Origin of the sequence: Methanocaldococcus fervens AG86, assembly GCF_000023985.1 — an archaeon.
Lineage (GTDB): Archaea > AGJL01 > Methanococci > Methanococcales > Methanocaldococcaceae > Methanocaldococcus > Methanocaldococcus fervens.
In genome coordinates this window covers 240,039-263,456 of sequence record NC_013156.1, presented here as the reverse complement: position 1 = coordinate 263,456, position 23,418 = coordinate 240,039, and the positions used below count along the sequence as shown (strand labels likewise).

Here is a 23,418-nt window from a genome sequence, read left to right as displayed (position 1 = left end):
ATAGATTGATTAAATTAGAGATAGATAAAAGGGCATACAACTCAATAAAAAATTTTTCAAGATTGGTTTATACAAAAGCCATAAAAAATAAAGAAGATTTGCCAAAAAAAGAAGAAATCGTCAATCTAACTTATAATGGAAAATTTGTTGCTAAAGCTTTGTATAATCCAAAATCAGTAATCTTAAAAATTTTAACTACTGAAGATGAGGAAATTGATTATGATTTTTTCTATAAAAGGATATATAATGCAAAATTTTATAGAGAGGATATTTTAGGGTATAAAGACACTTATAGATGGATTTACGCTGAAGGGGATGAACTGCCAACAATAATATTTGATAAATACAACGAGCTTGGAGCTATGCAGTTGATGTCAAAGCTCATTGAAAAAGAATACTTAGAGGATATAGTTGATATTTTATTTGATTTATCTGATTTAGAAACAATATACGTGAAGAGAGGTAAGAAAGGAGAAAGAATTAGAGATAAAATTTTTGGAAATAAGGAAAAATTTGAGACCGTTATTAAAGAAGGAAATGCAAAATTTAAAGTAAATGTCAAAGGGCATAAAACCGGATTTTTCTTAGATCAGAGGGAGAATAGGTTGGAGCTTGAGAGGTTTGTAAAAGAGGGGGATAGGGTTTTAGACATCTGCTGTTATACTGGGGGGTTTTCAGTTCATGCGGCAATAAGGGGAGCTGAGGTTGTAGGTGTTGACTTATCAAAAAAAGCATTAAAAACTGCAGAGGAAAACATGGAGCTGAATAATATTCCAAAAGATAAGTATGAGTTTATCGAAGGGAATGCCTTTGAAGTTATGAAAGAGTTTATAGAAGATGGAGAAAAATTTGACGTTGTAGTTCTAGATCCCCCAGCATTTACACAAACTGAAGAAGATATAAAAAATGCTTTGAGGGCTTATGCCTCTCTAAATTATTTGGGAATAAAATTAGCTAAAAGAATATTTGTCACTTGCTCTTGCTCTCATCATGTAGATAAAGAAATGTTTAAAAGAACAGTTATATCCTCTGCCTTTAGAGCAAAAAAAGAGTTAATTATGATTGATTATAAAGGACAAGCTCCAGACCATCCAATATCTATAGGAAATAAAAATCTCGAATATTTAAAATGTATTTTCTTTTATGTTAAAGGTTAAAATCTAAAAATGTTACATATTGATTAACTTAACTACGAGCAAATCTCTTTTTTTATTATCTTTGATTTTATTATCATTCTCTAAATTTATTAATCAAAGTAGTGATATATAAATATTGTTTATAAGTATAATAACATTGTTGAAGCGAAGAAGAATGATATCGATAAAAATGAATTGGTAAATGTTATTGAAGTTGATAAGGCATGGAGGACATTAATGAGCCAAAACTTGAAAGGATCAGTTGATATAGGTAATAAAACTCCTAAATACTACTATTTACATTAATAATTTTATATAATATAATAAGTGAAATACTCTCGCCTCATCCTGGATACATACTAATGAATCTGTCGAAAAACCTCATCCCGACCTTTGATTGGAGGAAATATACTACATTAGATCCAGTAATGAAGTTAAAAAACTTCACATCTAAGCAGATAAGTAGAATGCTTCAGAAAGCTTACTTATCATTCTACTTACGTCCAACGTATTTAATTAAAGATTTAATATTAAGGAGGGGGTTTATATTTAGAAGAGCTATTCCAAGAGTATTAGATTTTCTAAAAGTGAAAATATCTGATTTACAGTAAAAACACCATCTCAAAGCTGAAAAGTGCAAGTTCATAATATGGAAATAATATTAATTTTTAGGGGTCTGTCCAACATGGGCATTTATAAACGAACATCAATGTTGGACTTGGAAATTCTCAACCTCAATTTCCTCTGGGGCTCATCGGGAGCAAGTCATTGGCTTCTACCCAGTTGATGAGTTTATCTTCCCTGCATTCTTAAATCTCATTAATATTTCAAAATTTATTTATGAAAAATTAAACTGTTTCAAACGGTGATAATTATGGTAAGGATTGTGTTAAGCACTGATGAAACATTAACAAGCACTTATCATAATGTTCCATTGTTAGATTTTCTTGGTTGTGCTCCTGTGGATAATTTGCCAGGATGGGTTTTTAAAATTCTTGATTCTCAAATTCCAGATAGAAATGGAATTCTAACTATAGCACCCTATGGATTGAGAAAGATTGAAGCTGCATTACTTACTCAGGGATTTAAAAGGGAAGAAGTTGTAGTAGCTCACCCAAGGAAAATAGAGAAGTTTATAGATAAAAACACAACAATTGTATCACTCTACGAGATGGATCCTTTAGGTTTAGGTCCAGTAAGCATGATGTTTACAAATGGTGGAAGGTGGAAAAACTACACAAGCGTCAAGTTTAAAGAACTTGTTGAGAAAATAAATACTATTAGAGAAAAGAAGGGTTACAAGTTTAAACTTGTTGTTGGTGGTCCAGGGGCATGGCAGATTGATTTTAGAAAAGAAGAAAAGGAAAAACTAAAAATTGACCATGTAATTATTGGAGAAGGAGATCATGTTGCTGCTGATATTTTCAGGAGTATAGAAAGTGGTGATGCTGATGAGACAATAATTATAAAAACCTTACCAAAAGTTGAAGAAATTCCGACCATAGTAAAACCCTCATATAAAGGTCTCGTTGAAGTGATGCGTGGTTGTGGTAGAGGATGTCGTTTTTGTGATCCCAATTTAAGAGTTGCTCGTTATATTCCTATTGAAAAGATTGAAGAAGAGATAAAAGTTAATATTAATGCGGGCATAAATCGTGCATGGCTTCATAGTGAAGATGTATTTTTATATAAGGTTGAAGATAAGAAGAACTTATATCCAAATGCCGAAGCTGTGATAGAACTCTTTGAGAAAGCCACTAAATATACAAAAAACGTTAATCCAACTCATGGCAGTGTTGCTGGAGCTTTGGCAAATCCTGGGATGATCGAGAAAATTTCAAGAACTGTCGGAGCAGGTAAGAAGCACTGGATTGGAATCCAAGTAGGTTTTGAGACCGCCTCACCCAAGCTTATGGAGAAGTATATGAACAACAAAATGAAACCATTCTCGCCAGAAGAATGGCCATGGGTTATGTTAAACGGCACCTATGTCCTTAACAAGAATTACTGGTTCCCAGCTTACACAACTATCTTAGGCCTCCCTGAAGAGAGTGAAGAAGATGAGATAATGACCACCCAGCTAATCCTCACAATGGAGAAAGAGCTTGAAGAGAAACTTGGTAATAGGGCACACTTTACAGTAACACCTTTAGCATTTGTCCCAATGGGTTTGCTTAGAGATAAGGAGTTTTTTGATGTTGAGGAAATGATGACTGAAGGCAGGTTTTTACATCTATATTATGCCTGGAGGCATCTCTATAAAGAAGTGATTAGGGGATTGCCTATGGTTATGAGGGGGAATTTATTCTTGCTCCCGTTTTATCCATTGGCAAGACTTGGAGCTCGTTTGGTTGTTGAACATATAAGAAAGTGGGGAATTAAGCTCGGATTTAATCCAGATAAAAAGCTCGAGCCTTTGGATGTTAAAATTGATGTGGATGAACATAAATGGCATTCCAATCCATCATTAATTGAAGAATATTAAAAATGAAAATCAGATATTGAAAATTGTTTAGGTGAAAGATTAGAATGAATATTGAGTAGTGGATTGGATGAGATTGCCTTTGATATTATAAATTCAGATTACAGATTAGTTGGAAGGTTGTAAAAAATAGAACATTAAATAATTCTTTCTTTTCAATTCTTTTAAAAATTTAAAATTTTAAAAATTAACAAATTTAAATCTTTTTTGCATAATCTATCATTCCTTTAAACATTTTCAACCCATCATCTGAGCCGAGTATCTTTTCACTAGCTCTCTCAGGGTGTGGCATTAATAAAACGCAGTTTTGATTTTCATTGCAAACTCCTGCTATATTGTCTATAGAGCCGTTAGGATTTGCTTCCTCTGTTGTTTCTCCAGTTTCATCACAATATTTGAAAACAATCATGTCATTTTTATACATGTAATCTAATGTTTCATCGTCTGCGTAAAATCTACCCTCAGCGTGGGCAATTGGTATTCTCAAAACTTCTCCTTTTTTATAGTATTGGGTGAAAGGTGTTTTGTTATTTTCAACTCTAATATAGACCCATTTACAAATAAATCTTGCATTTAAGTTGTTTGTTAATGTACCTTTTGAAAATCCTGCCTCTAAACCAATCTGAGCTCCATTACATATTCCTAAAACTGGCTTTCCTTCTTCAACCATCTTTTTTAAACCTTTTATTATTGGAGTTCTGGCACTTATTGCTCCAGCTCTTAAATAATCTCCGTAAGAGAATCCTCCTGGAATTACCGCTCCTTTATATGCATCTAAATTTTCCTGAGTAAAGAAAACAAGTTCTGGTTCCCCGCCAGCTAATTTAACTGCATGACATACATCTAAATCACAATTCGTCCCCAAAAATTTTGCTACTGCTATTTTCATATTAATCCCTTTTCCTTTACTCTAATTCAGATGTTATTACGTTTAGCATCTCTTTAACCAATATTGGCATTTTATCAGTTCTTTCACTAAGCTCCATGATTTTTCTCTTTAATCTTTCATCATCGCACATCTTAATGTCTCTTGCTTTAATCGTCTTTCTTCCATCTTTTCTTGCATTTTGTTCTGCAACTTCAGTAGTTATTTTTATAATTTCTTCAAGCATGTTGCAGAGTTCATCAACAGCCTCAGCAGAGATGTTAAAATCTGTGTATTGTTTCATTAGTCTTTTTACTGTAGCTTTTGGTAACATAATATACCTCCAAAAAATTTTTAGATAAAATAATTAAGTTAAATTATATATTATTTCTCCTCTAAATTCACTACTCCAACCCTAATTAATGGAATCAATGGAACTCCTTCAATCTCATCTAATCCACTTTTATCAATCAAAACAACGACCAATTTTGGGCTGCAGATTTCTTTTAGTTGGTTTATGCATTCTTTTAGTGTACTACCCCTCGTAACAACGTCATCTATAATAACAGCCCTCTTGTAATTTACTGAAGAAAAGTTTTGTGATATTGAACCCGTTATCTTTTTACCTTCTTCAGATATATGTTTCTTTGGTATGTAGATTGTTAGTTCTTTACCCAACTCAGATGCCACTAAAGTAGCTATAGGAACTCCACTTGTTGAAATTCCAACAACGGTGTCAAATTCAATATTCCTGCTTTTTAGAATATCAACTATTATTGAGCTTACGTATTTTAATCTATTTGCTGAACAGCCAATGTTTCTCCAATCAATAAATATATCCACATTTTTAAGTTTTGTTACTTCTTCTTCCTCTTTTAATAATTTCTCAGCATTTAAAACTAAATATCTTGCAGTATCCATTGACACATTTAACTCATCAGCAATCTCTCCAATTGTAAGCCCGTTATTCTTTAACTCCATGACTTTTTTTAATAATTCCTTATTCATAATCTCCCTCATTACAAAATAATTGTTATTAATTATTATAGCATTCCCAAATACTTATGCATTTGTATTGTTAGCATGACGTTATCTTTTAGATACTCTCCACACGCCTCCATAATTTCAAATAATTTTCTCTGAGAAGGAGATTTTATATCCCCATTAGGCGTTACTGGTTGAATGCATAAAGTTATATCCCCTATATCGCTCAAGTCCTTTGCTATTCTTTTTACATCCTCTATGTCTGTGTTTTCCATTATAACAACCTTTGCATAAACATCAGAATTTAAATTATATAGCTTTTTAATTGTTTCAAGCTCTTTTTTGTATAGTTTTTTGTATTCATTATCTTTTATAAACTCAAAATGCTCTTTCAGCTTTATATCGATAGATGCAATATCAAAATAAAATACTTTTTCTGGAAATAGACCATTACTTTCTAAAAAAGTTCTATACCCCTTATCTTTTAAAATTTCAGCGATTTCTTTTATTTTTTTGCTATAAAGTAATGGTTCTCCACCAGTAAAAGATACTGCGAACAAATCTGGAGTTCTCAATTTATCCACTGCATTTACCACATCTTCAACATCCATATTTTTTAAAGTTTCAAATTCCCCACTACCAGGAATTTTTTCAACTCTATTCAAATAGCTTTTACTCTCCTCATCACAATAAATACACTTCAACGGACAGCCAGCAAATCTCACAAATATGAATCTTCTTCCAATGTATTTTCCTTCACCCATTATTGAGCTAAAAATCTCCTTTATCATCTTTTTCCCTACTTAATTTTTTTAACTCATCCATGCTCTTAGCTACACAGAATTCACATAAGGAATATTCATTAAGCTGCTTATTTTTAACTGGGCAATAATAATCATTACCTTTTTTAATAATTTTTACATTTCCTGGAAACGTTAAATATTCTGGATGTAATGGCTTTTTAGCAATAAAAGCTAAATACGGGCAGAGAATTTTTGAGAGATTTATAAATCCCTCTTCATCTGAACTATAGTATTTTCTAAAGTTTTCGATTCTATTTAACATCTTGTTTAACTTTTTTTCGTCAATTTCTTCATCTTCAATCTCATCAACTTTTTTCTTTTTTATCTCATTAAATGTTTCAATTAAATATTTCATCATAGCCTCAACATAATGATTTTTATATTGTGGGGGGAGGTATTTAGCATCTTTTTCAATAAAGCTTCTAATCATCATTATATCATATATGCTAAAATTATCAAGCTCTTTTTTTAGATTTTTAAATAATTCTTTTGCCTTCATGTTTTCCCAATTAAAATACTCTCTCTATCATAAAGCATAGAACGGATACAATTAAAGCTCCAACAACCATTTTTATTCCAGAAACTACAACATTTTCTTTGGAAATCTTACCTATAAACACTCCCAATGTAAATAACTCCACTATAGTTATTGCTATAGCCACGTATAAAGCAGTTGATATATTAAAGAAGAAGAAAGGGATTACTGGAAGTGCTGAACCAAGGGCTGTTGATATCCCATCTATAAGCCCGCAAATCATCGTCTCTCTAATGGCTTTTTTGTAAATTATGGACTTCTTTAAATATCCATTCTTTTTTAATAAACTCTTCTCTTTTTGTATCCTTTCTCTTTCTAATGATGCCTTTTCAGCTGTAAAAGCTCCAAGTATGTTTGATAAACCGTTAGCTATTCCCCCTCCAAGTCCAGCGGCTATAATAACAGAAGCGTCTGCAGCTCCACTTGCCCCAATAACAACTCCAAGAGCTGATAAAGAACCGTCTATGAGACCTCTAACCATATACCTTATTCCAGATTCTCCATTTATGGTATTTATAAAAGATTTCAGACTACGCGGAATTTCCAACACATATCACCTCAGTTTATTTTAAGTTTAAAATATCCCTCAAATCTTGGCCTCTTAAAATTCTCTCCCTAATTTTTCTTTCTTTCTCCTTAATATTTTTAACATTCTCTATAACATATTGAAGCTCTTCCCTCTTTATCACTGCTACACCATTGCAGTCTCCTACAACTATATCCCCAGGATTTATTAAAACTCCACCACAGTTTATGGTAACATTTACATCCCCAACGTTTAAAGGTTTTCCTGCATTAGGGCAGAAATTTTTTGTAAATACTGGAAATTTTAAGGCTTTTATATCTTCAACATCCCTCACACACCCATCTATAACAATCCCTTTAACTCCTTTTATTTTAGCGTTTAATGAGGCTAAACCACCCCAAACTGCTGTTTCATACCTTTTTTCTCCAACAACTTCAACTACAATAAATTTATTTTTTGCTAAGCTTATACTCTTAACTACCGTTCCCCAATCGTCATAGCTTGTTTTTACAGTTACTGCTTCACCAAAAACAACTCCTTGGTTATCTAAAATCGGTTTAATACCTTTTAAAGGTTTAGCACCAGCATCACACAAATTAGGAACTGAAAAATTTTTTAAGATGTTCATAGTTTTCCCTACAATATTTTTATAATAGTTTCTTAGCAACTTCCTTAGCCCAATATGTTATAATAAAATCAGCTCCCGCCCTTTTTATACTTAACAACACTTCATAAATAACTTTCTCCCTATCCAGCCATCCATTTCTTGCCGCTGCTTCAACCATCGCATACTCTCCACTAACGCAGTAACCGCCAATAGGTATATTAAAAGTATCTTTAGCCATTCTTATTATATCTAAATATGGTAGAGCTGGCTTAACCAAAATTAAATCAGCCCCTTCCTCTATATCTAAGGCAATCTCTTTTAAAGCCTCTCTTGCATTTCCAATGTCCATTTGATAACTCTTCCTATCTCCAAACTTTGGCGAGCTTTCAGCCGCTTCTCTAAACGGCCCATAAAACGATGATGCATATTTTGCAGAATAACTCATTATAGCAACATCATCATAACCATTCTCTTCTAAAGCTTCCCTTATAGCTTTAACTCTTCCATCCATCATATCTGAAGGGGCGACGATATCAACCCCTGCCTCAGCATAAGATAAGGCTATCTTTGCCAATATTGGTAAAGTGGCATCATTTAAAATCTTCCCATCCTTAACAATTCCACAATGTCCATGGCTTGTGTATTCACACAAACAACAATCAGCTATAACTAAAAGCTCATCCCCTAACTCCTCTTTAATTCCTCTTAGGGTTCTTTGAACCACTCCATTTTTATCATATGCTGAGCTTGCCATCTCATCCTTATGCTTTGGAATACCAAACAATATCACAGCTGGAATACCTAAATCAGCTATTTCTTTAGCCTCTTCTATAGCCCCTTCTACACTAAACCTGTATTGATTTGGCATTGAGTTAATTTCCTTCTTTTCATTTCCTTTTAGATTTTCATCCACAAAAATTGGCATAATTAAGTCATTTTTTGTTAATGTTGTTTCTCTAACTAAATCTCTAATTTTTTGATTTTTTCTTAACCTTCTTGGTCTTATTAACATGATTTTCACCTTACTCGCTATTGAAAAATTATATTAAAATTAGTTTTATATTAGAGTTTTAATAATTATTTTTAAATTAGGTTTTATTAAATTTGGTGATTATTATGATTATTGTATATACAACATTTCCAGATTGGGAAAGTGCTGAAAAAGTAGTTAAACTCCTCCTTGAGAGAAAGTTAATAGCCTGTGCAAACTTAAGGGAGCATAAGGCAATGTACTGGTGGGAAGGTAAGATTGAGGAAGATAATGAAATAGGAGCGATTTTAAAAACAGATGATGATAAATGGGATGAATTGAAAAAGGTTATTAAGGAACTGCACCCATATACCACACCTTTGATTATGAAGATGAATGTTGAGGATGTAAATGACGAGTATATAAAATGGCTAAAAGATGTTGTTAGGTAAAATTTATAAACTCCCTACTTAAAATAAAAATACTCAAAAGAATTCCGAGGGATGGGCATGTTTTTAACATTGGACGATTTTAACTTTGATGAGAAAAGAGTGGTTTTGAGAGTAGATATAAACTGTCCAATAGAGCCAAATACCGGAGAGATTTTAGATGATAAAAGAATTAGAGAGATTAGGAGGACGGTTACAGAGCTCATAAACAAAAATGCTAAAATTGTTATATTGGCCCACCAAAGCAGGCCAGGAAAGAAAGATTTTACAACATTAAAAAACCATGCAAAGGTTTTATCAGATGTTATTGGTAAAGAAGTTGAGTATATTGATGAGGCTATAGGTTCTAGAGCGAGAGAGGCAATAACTAAAATGAAATGTGGAGATGTTATATTGTTAGAAAACGTTAGGTTTTATTCTGAAGAGGTTTTAAGTGATTGGAAAAAATGGGAAGGAATTACTCCAAAAAAGCAGGCTGAGACAAATTTAATTAAAAAGTTAGCTCCATTATTTGACTATTTTGTTAATGATGCGTTTGCTGCTGCACATAGGGCTCAGCCTTCTTTGGTTGGTTTCTCCTACTACATGCCAATGATTGCAGGAAGATTGATGGAAAAAGAAGTTGGGGTTTTGTCAAAGGTTTTAGAAAATCCAGAAAGACCTTGTGTTTATGTTTTAGGTGGTGCTAAGGCGGATGATTCAATAAGAGTTATGAAAAACGTTTTAGAGAATGGAACTGCTGACAAAATTTTAACATCAGGAATTGTTGCAAATATCTTCCTTGTAGCTATGGGATACGATTTAGGAGTTAATGAAGAAGTTATTGAAAATCTCGGATTGAAAAATCAAATAGAAATAGCTAAGGAGTTGTTAGATAAATTTGAAGATAAAATTGTTGTTCCCGTTGATGCAGCTCTAAATATCAATGAGGAGAGAGTTGAAATTGAATTAAACAAAGATGAGAAGGTTGAGCATTTAATTAACGACATTGGAGAAAAGACTATAGAGCTTTACAGTGAAATTATCAAAGAGGCAAAGACGATAGTTGCTAATGGTCCTGCAGGAGTGTTTGAGAAAGAGGCATTCGCGGTAGGAACTGAAGAAATATTAAAGGCTATAACCAACTCAAAAGGATTTTCAGTTATTGGTGGAGGACATTTATCTGCTGCAGCAGAGTTGTTTGGTGTTGCTGACAAAATAGACCATGTTAGTACTGGAGGAGGAGCTACCTTAGATTTCTTAGCTGGAGAGAAACTTCCAGTAATCGAGATGCTTAAAGAGTCATATAAAAAGTATAAAAGCCAATAAATAGCTAATTTTTTATTTTTATTAGGCTTATTTCATTAATTATTTGGAAAATCTTAAAAATATGGAAATCGAAACTTTTAAAAGAAATAATGTATTAGCAAAAATAAAGGGGATTGTATGAATTTAAAAAAGGTTGTAGATGAAATAAAGAACTTTGAAGGTATTTTGAGGAAGATAGCAATTAAAGATGTTGTAGAGATTTTTGATTTTGATGATGAAGATTACGAGTTTGATATTATTGTAGATTTTGGTGACGATGCTGCAGTTATTGGTGTAGATGGAGATAACGCCATTTTATTAGCTGCAGATGGAATTTGGGGAAAGCTTTTAGAGGCAGACCCTTGGTGGGCTGGCTACTGCTCAGTTTTAGTTAATTGTAAGGATATAGCGGCAATGGGAGGGAAGTGCGTAGGAATGACCAATATAATAAGTATAAAAGATAAAGATGTCTGCAGGGAGGTTTTAAAAGGGGTTAAAGATGGTGTGAAAAAGTTTGGAGTTCCAATGGTTGGAGGGCATACGCATCCAGATGCTATGTGTAATGTATTAGATGTCTCAATAACTGGCATTGCTAAAAAAGATTGTATATTGAGGAGCGATAACGCAAAAATTGGGGATAAGATTATCTTCGCCTATGATTTGGTTGGGCAGATATACAAATCATTCCAATTAAATTGGGACACAACAACAATGAAATCGAAGAAATTGGTTAAGGCTCAAATGGATGCTTTAGTTCAAATTGCAGAGAATAAATTAGCCAACTCATGTAAAGATATAAGCAATCCAGGAGCTATTGGAACTTTAGGGATGCTATTAGAGGTTTCAAGGAAAGGAGGAGTTGTTGATATAACTAAAATCCCAAAACCAGAAGAGATTGATTTAATCCACTGGCTTAAAGTTTATCCAGGTAGTGGTTATGTTTTAACTGCAAAAGAAGAGAACTTTAAAGAGATTAAAGATATTTTTGAAGATGTTGAGATGACTGCAGAGATATGTGGTGAGGTTATAGCTGAAAAGAAATTGTATATTACCGATGGTGAAAATAAAGAAGTTGTTTTTGATTTTAAGAAAGAGTTTATTTGTGGGTGTTGATTTTTAATAAAAATTAGCTTTTTTAATTTTTAAATAAAAAAATTTAAAGTGATAACTATGAGCAAGAGAGAGGCGTTAATAAGAAGTGAGATAAAAACAGCGTGTGATATTTTAAGAACTGATGATGGAACTTCTGGGGCTACAGATTATATTGAGCAGTTGTCATGGCTTTTGTTTTTGAAGGTTTTTGAAGGAGTTGAGGAGGAGTTAGAGGAGATAGCTATTTTGAATGGAGAGGAGTATATTCCAGTTATTGACAAAAAATACAGATGGAGCAATTGGGCAAAAAGAGATTGGATAGGAAAGCCAAAAGAATGTTTAAAAGAATTTGTTGATGATGTTGATGAAGAATTTAAAAAGATAGATAAACCAGAAAATGCTATAATCCACTTTATAAATAATATTTTATTCCCATACTTGAGAAATTTGAGTGGGACACCAGAGAGGGAGAAGGTAGCTCAAATATTTATGGAAATCTCTGGAAATAAGATGAAATCACCTTATAATTTAATGGATGTGATTGAGAAGATAGATAAAATTGACCCAAGAAATTATGAAGATACTCAGGTTTTATCTCAAATATATGAGGAGATTTTATTAAATATGGGTAGTGAGGCTGGTTGGAGTGGAGAGTTTTATACACCAAGACCAGTTATAAGGTTTATTGTTAAGATTATAAAGCCAAAGGTTGGGGAGAAGATTTTTGACCCGTTTGGTGGCTCTGCAGGGTTTTTAGTTGAGGCGTATAAGTATATTAAAGATAAGTTAGGGGATAAAATTACAGTGCAGGAGGAGGAAATTTTACAGAGAGAGACATTTTATGGACATGAGAAAAAGCCGTTGCCTTATTTGTTGGGGACTATGAATATGATTTTGCATGGAATTTTAACACCAAACTATTATAGAAGAAATTCATTGATGGAAGATGTTCATAATGTTCCTGAACATGAAAAATATGATGTAATTATGACAAATCCACCATTTGGAGGGAAAGAAAATAAAATTGTTCAAAATAATTTTCCTTATCCAGTTCAGGCAACAGAAGCTTTAGCATTGCAGTATATAATGAGAAAGTTGAAGGATGGAGGAAGAGCGGCTGTTATTTTACCAGAGGGGCAAATAATGTTTGGTGGTGGGAAGTTTAAGGAGATAAGGAGGGAGTTGTTAGAGAAGTTTAATGTTTTTGCTATTGTTTCTCTTCCTCAAGGTGTTTTTAGTCAGATGGGTGCAGGAGTTAAGACAAATATAGTGTTTTTTGAAAAATCTGGAGAGCCAACAAAAGAGATTTGGTATTATGAGTTAGAGGGGAAATTTACTAAGAAAAATAAAATTAAAGATAAGGACTTTGAAGATGCTTTAAAGAAATTTGAGAAGAGGGAGATTTCAGAAAATAGTTGGATTGTTTCTATTGAAGAGATTAAAAAGAGAGATTATGACTTAACACCTAAAAATCCAAACAAAAAAGAAGAGATTGAGTATAGAGAACCAGAGGAGATTTTAAAAGAGATTGAAGAGGTTGATTTAAGGATTGAGGGAATTATAAAGAAGATTAAAAGTATGTTGTAGGGGATTATTATGTATGAGTTGCCAGAGGGTTGGAAATGGGTAAAATTGAAAGAAATAATAAAAACAGAAAAAGGAAAAAAACCTAAAAACCTAATAAAAGAAAAAAATAATAATGCATTACCATATTTAACAGCAGATTATTTCAGAACAGGAATTTTAAAACAATATTCAGAAGAAAATGAAAAATTAAGAATAGTAAAGCCAGGGGATTTGGTTTTAATATGGGATGGTTCAAAAGCAGGAGATATTTTTATTTCAGATATTGAAGGGATATTGGCTTCAACAATGGTAAAATTAATTATTAAAAATAAAGAGGTTCATCCAAAATTTATTTATTTTGTTATAAAGCATTATTTCCCAATTCTTAATAAAAATACAACTGGTGCTGGAATTCCACACGTCTCAAAAGAAGTATTTAATAACTTATTAATCCCAATCCCATTTAAAGATGGAAAGCCAGATTTAGAAAAACAAAAACAAATCGTTGAAAAGATTGAAAAAATCTTTAATGAAATAGACAAGGCAATAAAATTAAGAGAAAAGGCAATAAATGAAACAAAAGAGCTATTTAATGCAGTGTTAAATAAGATTTTTAAAGAGGCAGAGGAAGGAGAAAGGTGGAAATGGGTTAAATTTGAAAATATTGTTGATTTTAAAATGGGAAAAACACCAAAAAGAAGTGAGAAAAGATATTGGGAAAATGGGGTTTATCATTGGGTTTCTATTGGAGATATGCAAGATAAATATATAAACACTACAAAAGAAAAAATTTCAGAAGAAGCATTTAGAGAAGTTTTTAAAGGGAAAATTGTTCCAAAAGGAACATTATTAATGAGTTTTAAATTGACTATTGGAAGAACTGCAATTTTAAATATTGATGCTGTCCATAATGAAGCAATTATATCAATTTATCCAAAAGAAGAAATTTTGAGAGATTATTTATATTGGGTTCTGCAATCAATTGATTATAAAAAATACATAAATCCAGCAATAAAAGGACATACATTAAATAAGGAAATTTTAAAGAATCTCTTAATCCCAATACCATACAAAGATAACAAACCAGACATAGAGAAACAAAAACAAATAGCAAACTATTTAGACAATTTAAGTGAAAAAATTAAACAATTAGAGCAACTACAAGAAAAGCAGTTAAACTTATTCAAAGAATTAAAAGAGAGTATTTTAAATAAAGCATTTGAGGGGGAGTTGATATAATATAAATTTGGTGAAGCTATGGGAAATACAACTATTGGAGAAATTATTGGATTAATTTTTTTAATACCCGTAATAATCGGAGCATCAATATATTTGGTGTTTAATATCAATAATCCTGATGCTTTACTTAACTACCTACCAAAATTCATAGAAAATGTTGCAACTCCCTGGGAAATTGGGATATTAGAACCGTTATCAAAGATGGGGGAATAGGGGCTATTCTTATCATTTTGTTTATTTTCATATATAGATATAAAATTTAATCTGGTGAAAAAATGAAATTTTTCAACAGAGAAAAAGAAATAAAAGAAATTCTATCAATCTTAGAAGGAGAGCCAAATTTAATTTATTTTATCTACGGCTCTATAAATAGTGGAAAAACTGCTTTAATAAAACATATCATAGAAAACAAACTAACTGATGACTATAAGGTTTTCTATATTAATTTCAGAACCTATTTAATCTCAGAAAAGAGGGAGTTTATTGAGGCAATCTTCACAACTAAAAAATATGATTTCTTTGAAAAGATTAAAGATAAGGATGAGGTTTTGAATTTAATAACCAAAGGTGTTAGGATTTTAACTGGCATCCCTATACCAGAGGTAGAGTTTGATAAGTTATTTGAAGAAAAGATAAACGACGCTTTCCAGTATTTAAACAGCTTATTGTTAGCTGTTAAAAAGAGTGGGAAAAAGCCGATATTAATATTTGATGAATTGCAGATGATTAAAGATGTAGTTCTAAATGGGCAAAAATATTTGTTAAAAGAATTGTTTCAGTTTTTAGTATCTTTAACAAAAGAACAGCATTTATGTCATGTTTTTTGTCTATCATCGGATAGCTTATTTATTGAATATGTTTATAACACTGGGGAGTTAGAAGGGAGAGCTGATTATATTTTAGTGGATGATTTTGATAAAGAAACTGCTTTAAAGTTTATGGATTTTTTAGCAGATGATATTTTAAATAAAAAATTATCTGATGAGGATAAAGAGTTAATTTATTCCTATGTAGGTGGGAAGCCGATATCAATAGAAACAGTTATTAATAAATTGAGATATGAACGTTTAAAGGACATTTTAGATTCAATGCTTAAAGATACTACTCAAAAACTGAAATATTTCTTAAAGGACTTGGATTATATAAAACCTAAAGTTGAAGTTGGAAATGAAATTGTTGAGATTAAAAAAGAAGATATTATAGAGGCGTTAAAATTATTTAAAGAAAATTATGAAGTTAGTGATGATAATATAGCAAAGCCGATTTATGTTTATTTAATTAAGAAAAACATCCTATTCCTAAATCCAATAGAAGGAACTTTAAAACCTCAATCTTATTTAGTTTGGAACGCTATAAAGAAATTGCTATAAATTTTTAGCTATGTGGGGGATAAAATGCCTTTAAGTGAGGCAGACACGAGAGAAAAATTTGTTATTCCAAAACTAAAAGAATATGGATGGACAGAAGAGAATATAATTAGAGAATATAAAATAAAAAGCGATAGGTTTTATGTAAAAGGAGAGGATTACGAAATAATAAAATCACCAAACAAATTTGCAGATATTGTTTTAAAAGTTAATAACATAATAGTCGGGGTTGTAGAAGTAAAGAGAGAAGACATTCCAGCAGATAAAGGGCTACCTCAAGCAATTGACTATGCAAAAAGATTAGATGTTCCAATTGCTTACACAACAAATGGGAAAGAAATAATTATCTACGATAGAAGAATCCCAAAAACTGAGAGAGTTGATAACTTTCTATCCCCAAAAGAACTCTACCAAATATATAAAGAATGGAAAGGACTTGAAGATAAAAATCTATCTCCATTGGAATATCCTTACTACAATGACCCAACAAAAAAATTAAGAAGCTACCAAGAAACAGCAATAAAAAGAGTTATAGAGGCAATGCTAAAAGGACAGAAAAGAATTTTATTAACAATGGCTACTGGAACCGGAAAAACATTCACATCCTTTCAAATTGTTTGGAAATTGATAAAAAGCGGGTTTATTTCAAGGGTTTTGTTTTTAACTGATAGGATATTTTTAAGAGACCAAGCTTATGAAGCTTATGAACCATTTAAAGGTGCAAGGTTTAAAATAGAATCAGGAAAATTTAACAAAAATAGGCAAATCTATTTTTCAACATATCAAACACTCTATACAGACAACTTTTATAAACAAATTCCAGAGGACTTTTTTGATTTAATTATTATAGATGAATGCCACAGGTCGAGATATGGAAGATGGGGAGAGATAGTAGAGCATTTTAAAGATGCCTATCACTTAGGAATGACTGCAACACCAAGAAGAGAAGACAACATAGATGTTTATGAATACTTTGGAGAGCCAGTTTTTGAATATTCATTGGCACAAGCAATAGAGGATGGTTACCTCGTTCCATATAAAATATACAAAATCCTAACAAATATAGATATTGAGGGATTAGACATTTCCCAAGCAGAAGAGATAATTTATGATGACGAAATTAATCCAGAAAACTTAAAAGATTTCTACCTTCCTTCTGAATTTGAAAGAACTATATCTCTACCAGATAGAACAAGAAAAATGTGTGAAAAACTTCTTAATATTATGAATAAAACTGATAAAAAAGCAAAGACAATAATATTCTGTGTAGATACTGAACATGCAGAGATAGTGAAAAACACCATAAACCAACTTACAAACAATGAGAATTTTGCTGTAAAAATTGTTCATGAAGACAAAAATGACTTAGAAATATTTAGAGATTCTGAAAGCAATTATCCAATAGTAGCAACAACAGTAGATTTGTTATCAACTGGAGTTGATATCCCAGATGTTAAAAATATCGTTTTTATGAGGCCTATAAGCTCAAGAGTTTTATTTAAACAAATTATTGGAAGAGGTTCAAGATTAGCAAATAATAAAGGATTTTTTAGAATAATTGATTTTACAAATGCTACACGGCTAATAGATGAATGGGACATACCAAAACCACCAAAGTTGAAGGTTGAAGAAATCCCAGAAGAGCCATACAACAAAATAATAAAAGGCTATGTAATAGATAAAGATACCAAAGAACCAATATTTGATGCAAGAGTAAAAATAAAAATTGGAAGATTTGAAAAAGAAACTTACACAAACAAATATGGATACTTTGAATTAAAAGAACTGCCATCAAATCCACTGCTAAATATAATCATCTCAAAAGATGGCTATGTTCCATTAAGAAGGAAAGTAGCTCCCAACGAAGAAAATTATTTCTTTGAATTAAAGCCAATAAAGAAAAAACCTAAGAAAATAACTGTTAGAGGAATTGTCGTTGAAATTGCAGAAGAAATAGAAGTTGAAGTTAATGGAACTAATGTATCTTATGCAGAATATAAAAGATATGTGAAAGAAAACATAGTAAAAGAAATACACACCTTAGAAGATTTAAAAGATGTTTGGATAAATGATAAAAAAAGAAAAGAATTTTTAGATAAGTTAAAAGAAAAATGCATAGATATTGACCTTATAAGAGACCTCGAAGATATGGATGAAGTGGATGGCTTTGATATTATGGCACATCTTGTATTTGATGTCCCTTTATTAACGAGAAATGATAGGGTGAATTATTTCATAAATAAACATCTTTATAAAATAGACAAATATGGTAGAGATATTAGAGATATTGTTTTATCAATGCTTGAAAAGTATAAAAGAGGAGGTATCGATAATTTATCACCAAAAGTTCTACTAACACAAGATATGAAAAGAAAAGGAGCTTTAAATAAATTAAAAGCAAAAGTGAAAAATATTCCACAGTTTATAAATGAAATTAAAAGTAATATCTACGAGTTGGAAATTTATAACCATACTTAAACATATTTTAGGTGAAACTATGAAATTGGCTGTAGATGCTGTTTTTTATGTAAGAGAGGGATTTGACTTTGAAAAAGCATTTAAAGAAGTTTTAAAGATTTTGGGAGAGGATGTTAGAATATTGTCTGTTGAATACCCAGAGTTGGCTTTAATTTCAGAAAACGGCTATTATTATAGATGTGGATTTATGCTCGACAAACCGTTAAAGGAAGAGTTAAACAGGGAGGAGATTAACGAAATTAAAGAAAAAATTAAAAAGCTGTTTGAGGATGAAATAATTTATACACTAACATGTGAGATACTATGAAAGAAGTTAAAAATTTTTATGATAAATGGGAGCCAGAGAGTTTCCCAAATTATATACAACTGCTTATAAATTTTGCCGATGAGTTAATTTTTGAAGAATTAAATTTATTATTAAAAAAATTTAAAAATTTTAAAAATAAAGAAGATTTTTTAGTTTTGGACTGTGGATGTGGTTTTGGAGCTTTTTATAATTTAACAAAAGATTTTAATACCTTATATTTGGATATTTCCCTAAATTTACTCAAAAAATTTAAACTAAATGAGAGGAAAATTTGTGCCAACATCCTACATTTACCTTTTAAAGATGAGGTTTTTGATTTAGTGGTATGCATAAACGTTTTGGAACATGTAAATCATTTAAATGCCTTAAATGAAATAAAAAGGGTTTTAAAAAATAATGGAAAGTTAATAGTTGTTGTTGTAAATAAAGACAGCCTAATTAAGGAAGAGATATTTAACGACTTTGAGATTTATCATAGACCTTTATCTGCTGAAGATTTTAAAGTAAATGGGTTTAAAATCAATTACATAAGCTCAGTATATTACCTACCTTCAATTTTTAAGATATTTCCCCCAATAATTTTATCAAAAATCTTAAAGCACTGGAAAATTGTAGACAAAAAACTTTCAAAAATCTTTAAAAATAGAGGGCAGTTTTTGATTATAGAGATGGTGAAAGAATGATTATTTACACGTTACCAAAAGGAACGTACAGCGAAATAGCAGCTAAAAAATTTTTAAACTATATTGATGGGAATTATAAGATAGATTATTGTAATTCAATATACGATGTGTTTGAGAAAGTAGCTAATAATAGCTTAGGAGTAGTTCCAATAGAAAACTCTATTGAGGGCTCGGTATCCTTAACACAGGATTTGTTATTGCAATTTAAAGATATTAAGATATTAGGGGAATTGGCTTTAGATATTCACCACAATTTAATTGGGTATGATAAAAATAAGATAAAAACAGTTATCTCCCATCCTCAGGCTTTGGCTCAATGTAGAAATTACATAAAAAAACATGGCTGGGAAGTTAAGGCAGTAGAAAGCACAGCTAAGGCTGTAAGGATTGTTGCTGAGAGTGGAGATGAAACTTTGGGGGCTATTGGTTCAAAAGAGTCTGCCGAATATTACAACCTAAAAATATTGGATGAAAATATTGAGGATTATAAAAACAATAAGACGAGATTTATTTTAATTGGTAAATATGTTAAATTTAAAAATATTCCAGAAAAATATAAGGTTTCGATAGTTTTTGAATTAAAAGAAGATAAGCCAGGGGCTTTATATCACATTTTAAAAGAATTCGCTGAAAGAAACATAAACTTAACGAGGATTGAGTCGAGACCTTCAAAAAAGAGATTAGGAACTTACATATTTTACATTGACTTTGAAAATAACAAAGAAAATTTGGATGAAATTTTAAAATCTTTAGAGAAATATACAACCTTTATCATTCTTTTAGGTAGATATCCTGTTTTTGAATAGCTTACTGCCTAAACTCTTTATAGAATATATCCGTTGAAGGATGAATCTCAATAAAATCATAATAAACATCTATTCCTTTAATTAATTGAGTGAAATATGGCAAAATTTCAGAGCAGGGCATCATAGCTATAGCTCCAACAATCTTTCCATTTTCATAATAGATTTTATTTATCCCAACGCCACTCAAAACTTTAAAGAAATTACCTTTACCTACACAGCTTCTTATTGTTTTGTATTCATTTGTTTGCTTTCCTACATAGGATATTGGCAAAGACAGCCTAATACTCTTTGGGATTAACTCATAATTTGGCTTTATTAAAGGTTTATTGTTTATTTCATTAAAAATGTTTTGAGCCACAACCCTTCCTTCCATTCTTGATATTGGTGTGTTCCCTCCTCCATTTATTACACAATCTCCGCAGGCGTAAGTTTTCTCTTTATTTTTAACCCTTAAATATTCATCAGTTTCAAAAACTCCTTTTCCACCAATTGCTAAAATTTTTGTATAATCTTCATTTTTTAAAAGCTTTTCAAATTCTTCTTTGTCATTAATTATTTTAAAATTTATAATTTTTTTCATTAGGTAATCTCTAATATCCTCATCCTTAATTTCCTTTAAGATTTTAGATCTTGTATATACAACAACATTACTTCCAAAATCAGAAAATATTGAGGCGTATTCTGCAGCAACAGCTCCTCCACCAATTACTAAAATATTTTCTGGCAATTCTCTCAAATTCGGAATATCTTTGTGAGTTAATACCTCATAACCATCATAGGAAGTTGGATAATTTTTTCCAGTGGCATAAACTACATAATCGTAGTTATCTTCATATTTTTCCTTAAATTCTTTGTATTTTATATTTACTCCAGCTTCTTTTGTTTCTTTTTCCAATTTATTCCTTATTCTATCTTGAATTTTATTTATCTTTTCCTGCAACTCTTTAAATGAAATTATTTCTTCTAAATGGATTTTTTCCCCTTTCAAAATACTCAAATTATTGATAATATCTGCCATCTCTCTTAATCCTGTTATATAAGTGCATCCGTAGTTTAAGCACGTTCCTCCAATCCTCTCCTTCTCAAATAAATCTACATCAAAGCCATTTTTTGCTAAAAACATAGCTGATGTTCTTCCAGCAGGCCCTGCTCCAACAACAGCTATTTTCATTAGCTCACCTTAGTAGTAATACCAGATTGTTTTGTAATCTTCAACATTCTCCCCAATTTCTTTCAAACTGTCTAGATACTCTTTAATTGGCACATCTTCATAAGTGTAGAGTTTTGTAGGATAAATACCTTTCTCCCATGGATGCATTAAGTAAACCCTACTTCCATTTGGTTTTATTGCTATCAACTCCCTATCCTGCCAAGCTCTTAAATGATTTTTTCCCATCCTTGGGACGTTGAATATAGGCTCATCTGTTCTAAATGAACCTGGCAACAACCTTGCTTCCTCTTTAACTTCCTGAGCCAATCTTGCTATTGGAACTAAATAATCTTTATGTTCCATTTTTCCTTTTGGATAGAATGTATAGTATGGGATAATTCCAACCTTCTTTAAAGCTATTCTTAAAGCTACATTTTCAAATCTTCTACTTACATACCTATGGAATACGTGTTGATTATAGACATATATGTTGTTTTTTCTCAATTTTTCAACAGTCTCCTTAACTTCTGGAGTTATTTCATAACAGCTCTCTACATGTGTTGAAACCATTAAACTCTTTTCAAAGCTTCCCAATAGTTCAGCCAACTCATCAGTTATCCTCATTGGAGCTGTTACTATTGTTCTTGTTCCAAACCTAACCCCAATAACATGATCCATCTCAGAAACTCTATTTAATATCCTTTCAATTGCTTTATCACTTAAGCTGAAAGGATCTCCTCCAGTAATTAGGATTTCAATCATTGAATCATGTTCAGCAAACCAATCCAAAGCTTTTTCAACTTTTTCCCAACCTTTAAATGCTTTAGTATCAAAATCTTGAACCATCCAATTTCTCTGACAATAGACACAAATTTGTGGGCAAGATTCATAAGGCTTTATAATTGCTATAGGGACGTATCTCCTTGTCACTAGATCTATTGGTGAAGTGTCATGTTCTCCCATAAAGTCAAATGCTTTGTCTCTATCCTCCTTATGTTCCATCATCTTTTCAACATACCACTCTGGTGGAATAACCTGCCTTCTAACTGCTAAATCCTCAACATATGGATTTTCAAAGTCAAATAAGTGTAGATAGTAAGGAGTTATACCAAATGGTATACCATTCTTTACAGCTTTTTCAATTATCTCTAAATCTTCATCAGATATTTTAAAGTTTGTCTCTTCTCTAAGCTCTTTTAAAGTTTCAATTCCTTTCAAACCTTTTATAACATTCTTAAATTGCCACTTGTAGTTAAACCACTCTTCATCACTTATTCCAAAGAACTCCTCTAAAATCTCTCTATTTTTCTTTCTTTTCAAGATAATTCTCTTATCCAATCCGCTTGGATATCTGCTTATATACTCCCTCATTATATCATAAACCTTGTCCAAAAAGTTAGACCTTGCTATTCCTGCCTCCCTACCTTTTATTTTGCTGAAATCAACAAATTCAACACCTTCTTCCAATAATCTTTCTCCTAAAAATCCTAAGGAGTAGTTGGCTTTTCCAGACATTGCCAAAAATAAATGCCTGAATTCTTCAACAAATCCTTCCGTAATTTCTTTTAAAACTTTCTCATCTCCTTTATATGCTCTCCACAAATATTCTAAAGTACTAAAACCTGCTAATCTCTCATTGTCTTTGGATATTATATTCAAAAATATATTTATAGCTTTTAAAGCGAGCCATCTATCTACTTCATTATCAAACTTTATCCTCCCCATCCTAATTTCCCACTCCAATTCTTTACAAAATTCAAATAACTTTTCCCTTGCTTCCCCCACACTTTCACTTTCTTCTAAAATCCCCCCAATTTCTGGAACTATATTGAAAACTTCTAAAAACGTTTTAAAGTCGAGTGTTTCGTATTTATCGGTTAAATTTACTCCCATAATTCCACCTCACATAGTACTTAATTTAAATAATTAAATGTTTTGTTTATCTTTTTAACACATCTATAACGTAATTTTCATATGCAAACAGATCCCAAAAACTCATACTTTATAATTAAAAATAGAACGCTCATTCAAAGATTTAAGCATACAAAAAATTGATAGAATACTCAATATTAATAATGTAGGTAAT

At 31.3% G+C, this 23,418-nt stretch carries 24 protein-coding genes; 14 read left to right on the top strand and 10 right to left on the bottom strand.

Annotation, left to right across the window (positions count from 1 at the left end; all coding sequences use genetic code 11):
- Positions 1 to 5: 5 nt before the first annotated feature.
- The 3 genes from MEFER_RS01330 to MEFER_RS01325 all read left to right on the top strand — a co-directional run bounded on the left by MEFER_RS01330 (position 6) and on the right by MEFER_RS01325 (position 3,621).
- On the top strand, positions 6 to 1,157 hold the full coding sequence (locus MEFER_RS01330; protein WP_015790845.1) for a class I SAM-dependent rRNA methyltransferase: 1,152 nt from the start codon (positions 6 to 8) through the stop codon (positions 1,155 to 1,157).
- A gap of 341 nt (positions 1,158 to 1,498) precedes the next feature.
- Entirely contained in the window at positions 1,499 to 1,747 is a 249-nt protein-coding gene (locus MEFER_RS08325) for a hypothetical protein (RefSeq protein ID WP_157200668.1), read from the top strand.
- Positions 1,748 to 2,010: 263 nt separating this feature from the next.
- Positions 2,011 to 3,621, top strand: coding sequence for a B12-binding domain-containing radical SAM protein (locus tag MEFER_RS01325; protein WP_015790844.1), 1,611 nt, complete (start codon positions 2,011 to 2,013; stop codon positions 3,619 to 3,621).
- A 193-nt stretch (positions 3,622 to 3,814) separates the two neighbouring features.
- Here MEFER_RS01325 and purQ read toward each other — a convergent pair whose 3' ends face one another.
- From purQ to hemB, 8 genes are read right to left on the bottom strand one after another with little or no spacing between them, the layout of a single operon-like run.
- A complete protein-coding gene (gene purQ / locus MEFER_RS01320; RefSeq protein WP_015790843.1) occupies positions 3,815 to 4,507 on the bottom strand; it encodes a phosphoribosylformylglycinamidine synthase I in 693 nt (230 codons plus the stop codon).
- Positions 4,508 to 4,523: 16 nt separating this feature from the next.
- Positions 4,524 to 4,817, bottom strand: a complete 294-nt coding sequence (gene hmvA, locus MEFER_RS01315) for a DNA-binding protein HmvA (protein ID WP_015790842.1) — start codon at positions 4,815 to 4,817, stop codon at positions 4,524 to 4,526.
- 50 nt (positions 4,818 to 4,867) lie between these two features.
- Positions 4,868 to 5,491, bottom strand: a complete 624-nt coding sequence (locus MEFER_RS01310) for an orotate phosphoribosyltransferase-like protein (RefSeq protein WP_015790841.1) — start codon at positions 5,489 to 5,491, stop codon at positions 4,868 to 4,870.
- Between the two features lie 35 nt (positions 5,492 to 5,526).
- Positions 5,527 to 6,258 (bottom strand): 7-carboxy-7-deazaguanine synthase QueE, encoded by a 732-nt coding sequence (locus MEFER_RS01305; RefSeq protein WP_015790840.1) that lies wholly within the window; start codon positions 6,256 to 6,258, stop codon positions 5,527 to 5,529.
- On the bottom strand, positions 6,239 to 6,769 hold the full coding sequence (locus tag MEFER_RS01300; protein ID WP_015790839.1) for a DUF2115 domain-containing protein: 531 nt from the start codon (positions 6,767 to 6,769) through the stop codon (positions 6,239 to 6,241). Before MEFER_RS01300 ends, MEFER_RS01305 begins: the two co-directional genes overlap by 20 nt.
- A 10-nt stretch (positions 6,770 to 6,779) precedes the next feature.
- A complete protein-coding gene (locus tag MEFER_RS01295; protein WP_015790838.1) occupies positions 6,780 to 7,355 on the bottom strand; it encodes a TIGR00267 family protein in 576 nt (191 codons plus the stop codon).
- A 13-nt stretch (positions 7,356 to 7,368) separates the two neighbouring features.
- Entirely contained in the window at positions 7,369 to 7,959 is a 591-nt protein-coding gene (locus MEFER_RS01290) for an RraA family protein (RefSeq protein WP_015790837.1), read from the bottom strand.
- Between the two features lie 19 nt (positions 7,960 to 7,978).
- Positions 7,979 to 8,950: a porphobilinogen synthase gene (gene hemB / locus MEFER_RS01285; protein WP_015790836.1), complete on the bottom strand. Its 972-nt coding sequence runs from the start codon at positions 8,948 to 8,950 to the stop codon at positions 7,979 to 7,981.
- Positions 8,951 to 9,054: 104 nt separating this feature from the next.
- On the opposite strand from hemB, the gene cutA reads away from it, so the two are divergent.
- The 11 genes from cutA to pheA all read left to right on the top strand — a co-directional run bounded on the left by cutA (position 9,055) and on the right by pheA (position 20,182).
- Positions 9,055 to 9,360, top strand: coding sequence for a divalent-cation tolerance protein CutA (cutA, locus tag MEFER_RS01280; RefSeq protein WP_015790835.1), 306 nt, complete (start codon positions 9,055 to 9,057; stop codon positions 9,358 to 9,360).
- Positions 9,361 to 9,417: 57 nt separating this feature from the next.
- Positions 9,418 to 10,665: a phosphoglycerate kinase gene (locus MEFER_RS01275; protein ID WP_015790834.1), complete on the top strand. Its 1,248-nt coding sequence runs from the start codon at positions 9,418 to 9,420 to the stop codon at positions 10,663 to 10,665.
- A 117-nt stretch (positions 10,666 to 10,782) separates the two neighbouring features.
- The gene (locus tag MEFER_RS01270; RefSeq protein WP_015790833.1) at positions 10,783 to 11,757 is read left to right on the top strand and encodes a methanogenesis marker 2 protein; all 975 of its coding nucleotides are present in this window, start codon (positions 10,783 to 10,785) and stop codon (positions 11,755 to 11,757) included.
- Between the two features lie 57 nt (positions 11,758 to 11,814).
- A complete protein-coding gene (locus MEFER_RS01265) occupies positions 11,815 to 13,323 on the top strand; it encodes a class I SAM-dependent DNA methyltransferase (RefSeq protein WP_015790832.1) in 1,509 nt (502 codons plus the stop codon).
- Positions 13,324 to 13,332: 9 nt separating this feature from the next.
- Positions 13,333 to 14,541, top strand: coding sequence for a restriction endonuclease subunit S (locus tag MEFER_RS01260; RefSeq protein ID WP_015790831.1), 1,209 nt, complete (start codon positions 13,333 to 13,335; stop codon positions 14,539 to 14,541).
- 18 nt (positions 14,542 to 14,559) lie between these two features.
- Entirely contained in the window at positions 14,560 to 14,754 is a 195-nt protein-coding gene (locus MEFER_RS01255) for a hypothetical protein (RefSeq protein WP_015790830.1), read from the top strand.
- Between the two features lie 62 nt (positions 14,755 to 14,816).
- The gene (locus tag MEFER_RS01250) at positions 14,817 to 15,911 is read left to right on the top strand and encodes an ATP-binding protein (protein WP_015790829.1); all 1,095 of its coding nucleotides are present in this window, start codon (positions 14,817 to 14,819) and stop codon (positions 15,909 to 15,911) included.
- A gap of 24 nt (positions 15,912 to 15,935) precedes the next feature.
- Positions 15,936 to 18,386, top strand: coding sequence for an EcoAI/FtnUII family type I restriction enzme subunit R (hsdR, locus tag MEFER_RS01245; RefSeq protein ID WP_015790828.1), 2,451 nt, complete (start codon positions 15,936 to 15,938; stop codon positions 18,384 to 18,386).
- A 19-nt stretch (positions 18,387 to 18,405) separates the two neighbouring features.
- Complete coding sequence (locus MEFER_RS01240; RefSeq protein ID WP_015790827.1) at positions 18,406 to 18,693, top strand: hypothetical protein; 288 nt, start codon at positions 18,406 to 18,408, stop codon at positions 18,691 to 18,693.
- Positions 18,690 to 19,376 carry a class I SAM-dependent methyltransferase gene (locus MEFER_RS01235; protein ID WP_015790826.1) on the top strand — a complete coding sequence of 229 codons (687 nt, stop codon included), beginning with the start codon at positions 18,690 to 18,692 and terminating at the stop codon, positions 19,374 to 19,376. Before MEFER_RS01240 ends, MEFER_RS01235 begins: the two co-directional genes overlap by 4 nt.
- Positions 19,373 to 20,182: a prephenate dehydratase gene (gene pheA, locus MEFER_RS01230; protein WP_015790825.1), complete on the top strand. Its 810-nt coding sequence runs from the start codon at positions 19,373 to 19,375 to the stop codon at positions 20,180 to 20,182. The genes MEFER_RS01235 and pheA overlap by 4 nt, the downstream gene beginning before the upstream one ends.
- 1 nt (position 20,183) lies before the next feature.
- On the opposite strand, the gene MEFER_RS01225 is transcribed toward pheA, so the two are convergent.
- Complete coding sequence (locus MEFER_RS01225) at positions 20,184 to 21,353, bottom strand: NAD(P)/FAD-dependent oxidoreductase (RefSeq protein ID WP_015790824.1); 1,170 nt, start codon at positions 21,351 to 21,353, stop codon at positions 20,184 to 20,186.
- 9 nt (positions 21,354 to 21,362) lie between these two features.
- Positions 21,363 to 23,225, bottom strand: coding sequence for a KamA family radical SAM protein (locus MEFER_RS01220; RefSeq protein WP_015790823.1), 1,863 nt, complete (start codon positions 23,223 to 23,225; stop codon positions 21,363 to 21,365).
- Positions 23,226 to 23,418 lie beyond the last annotated feature (193 nt).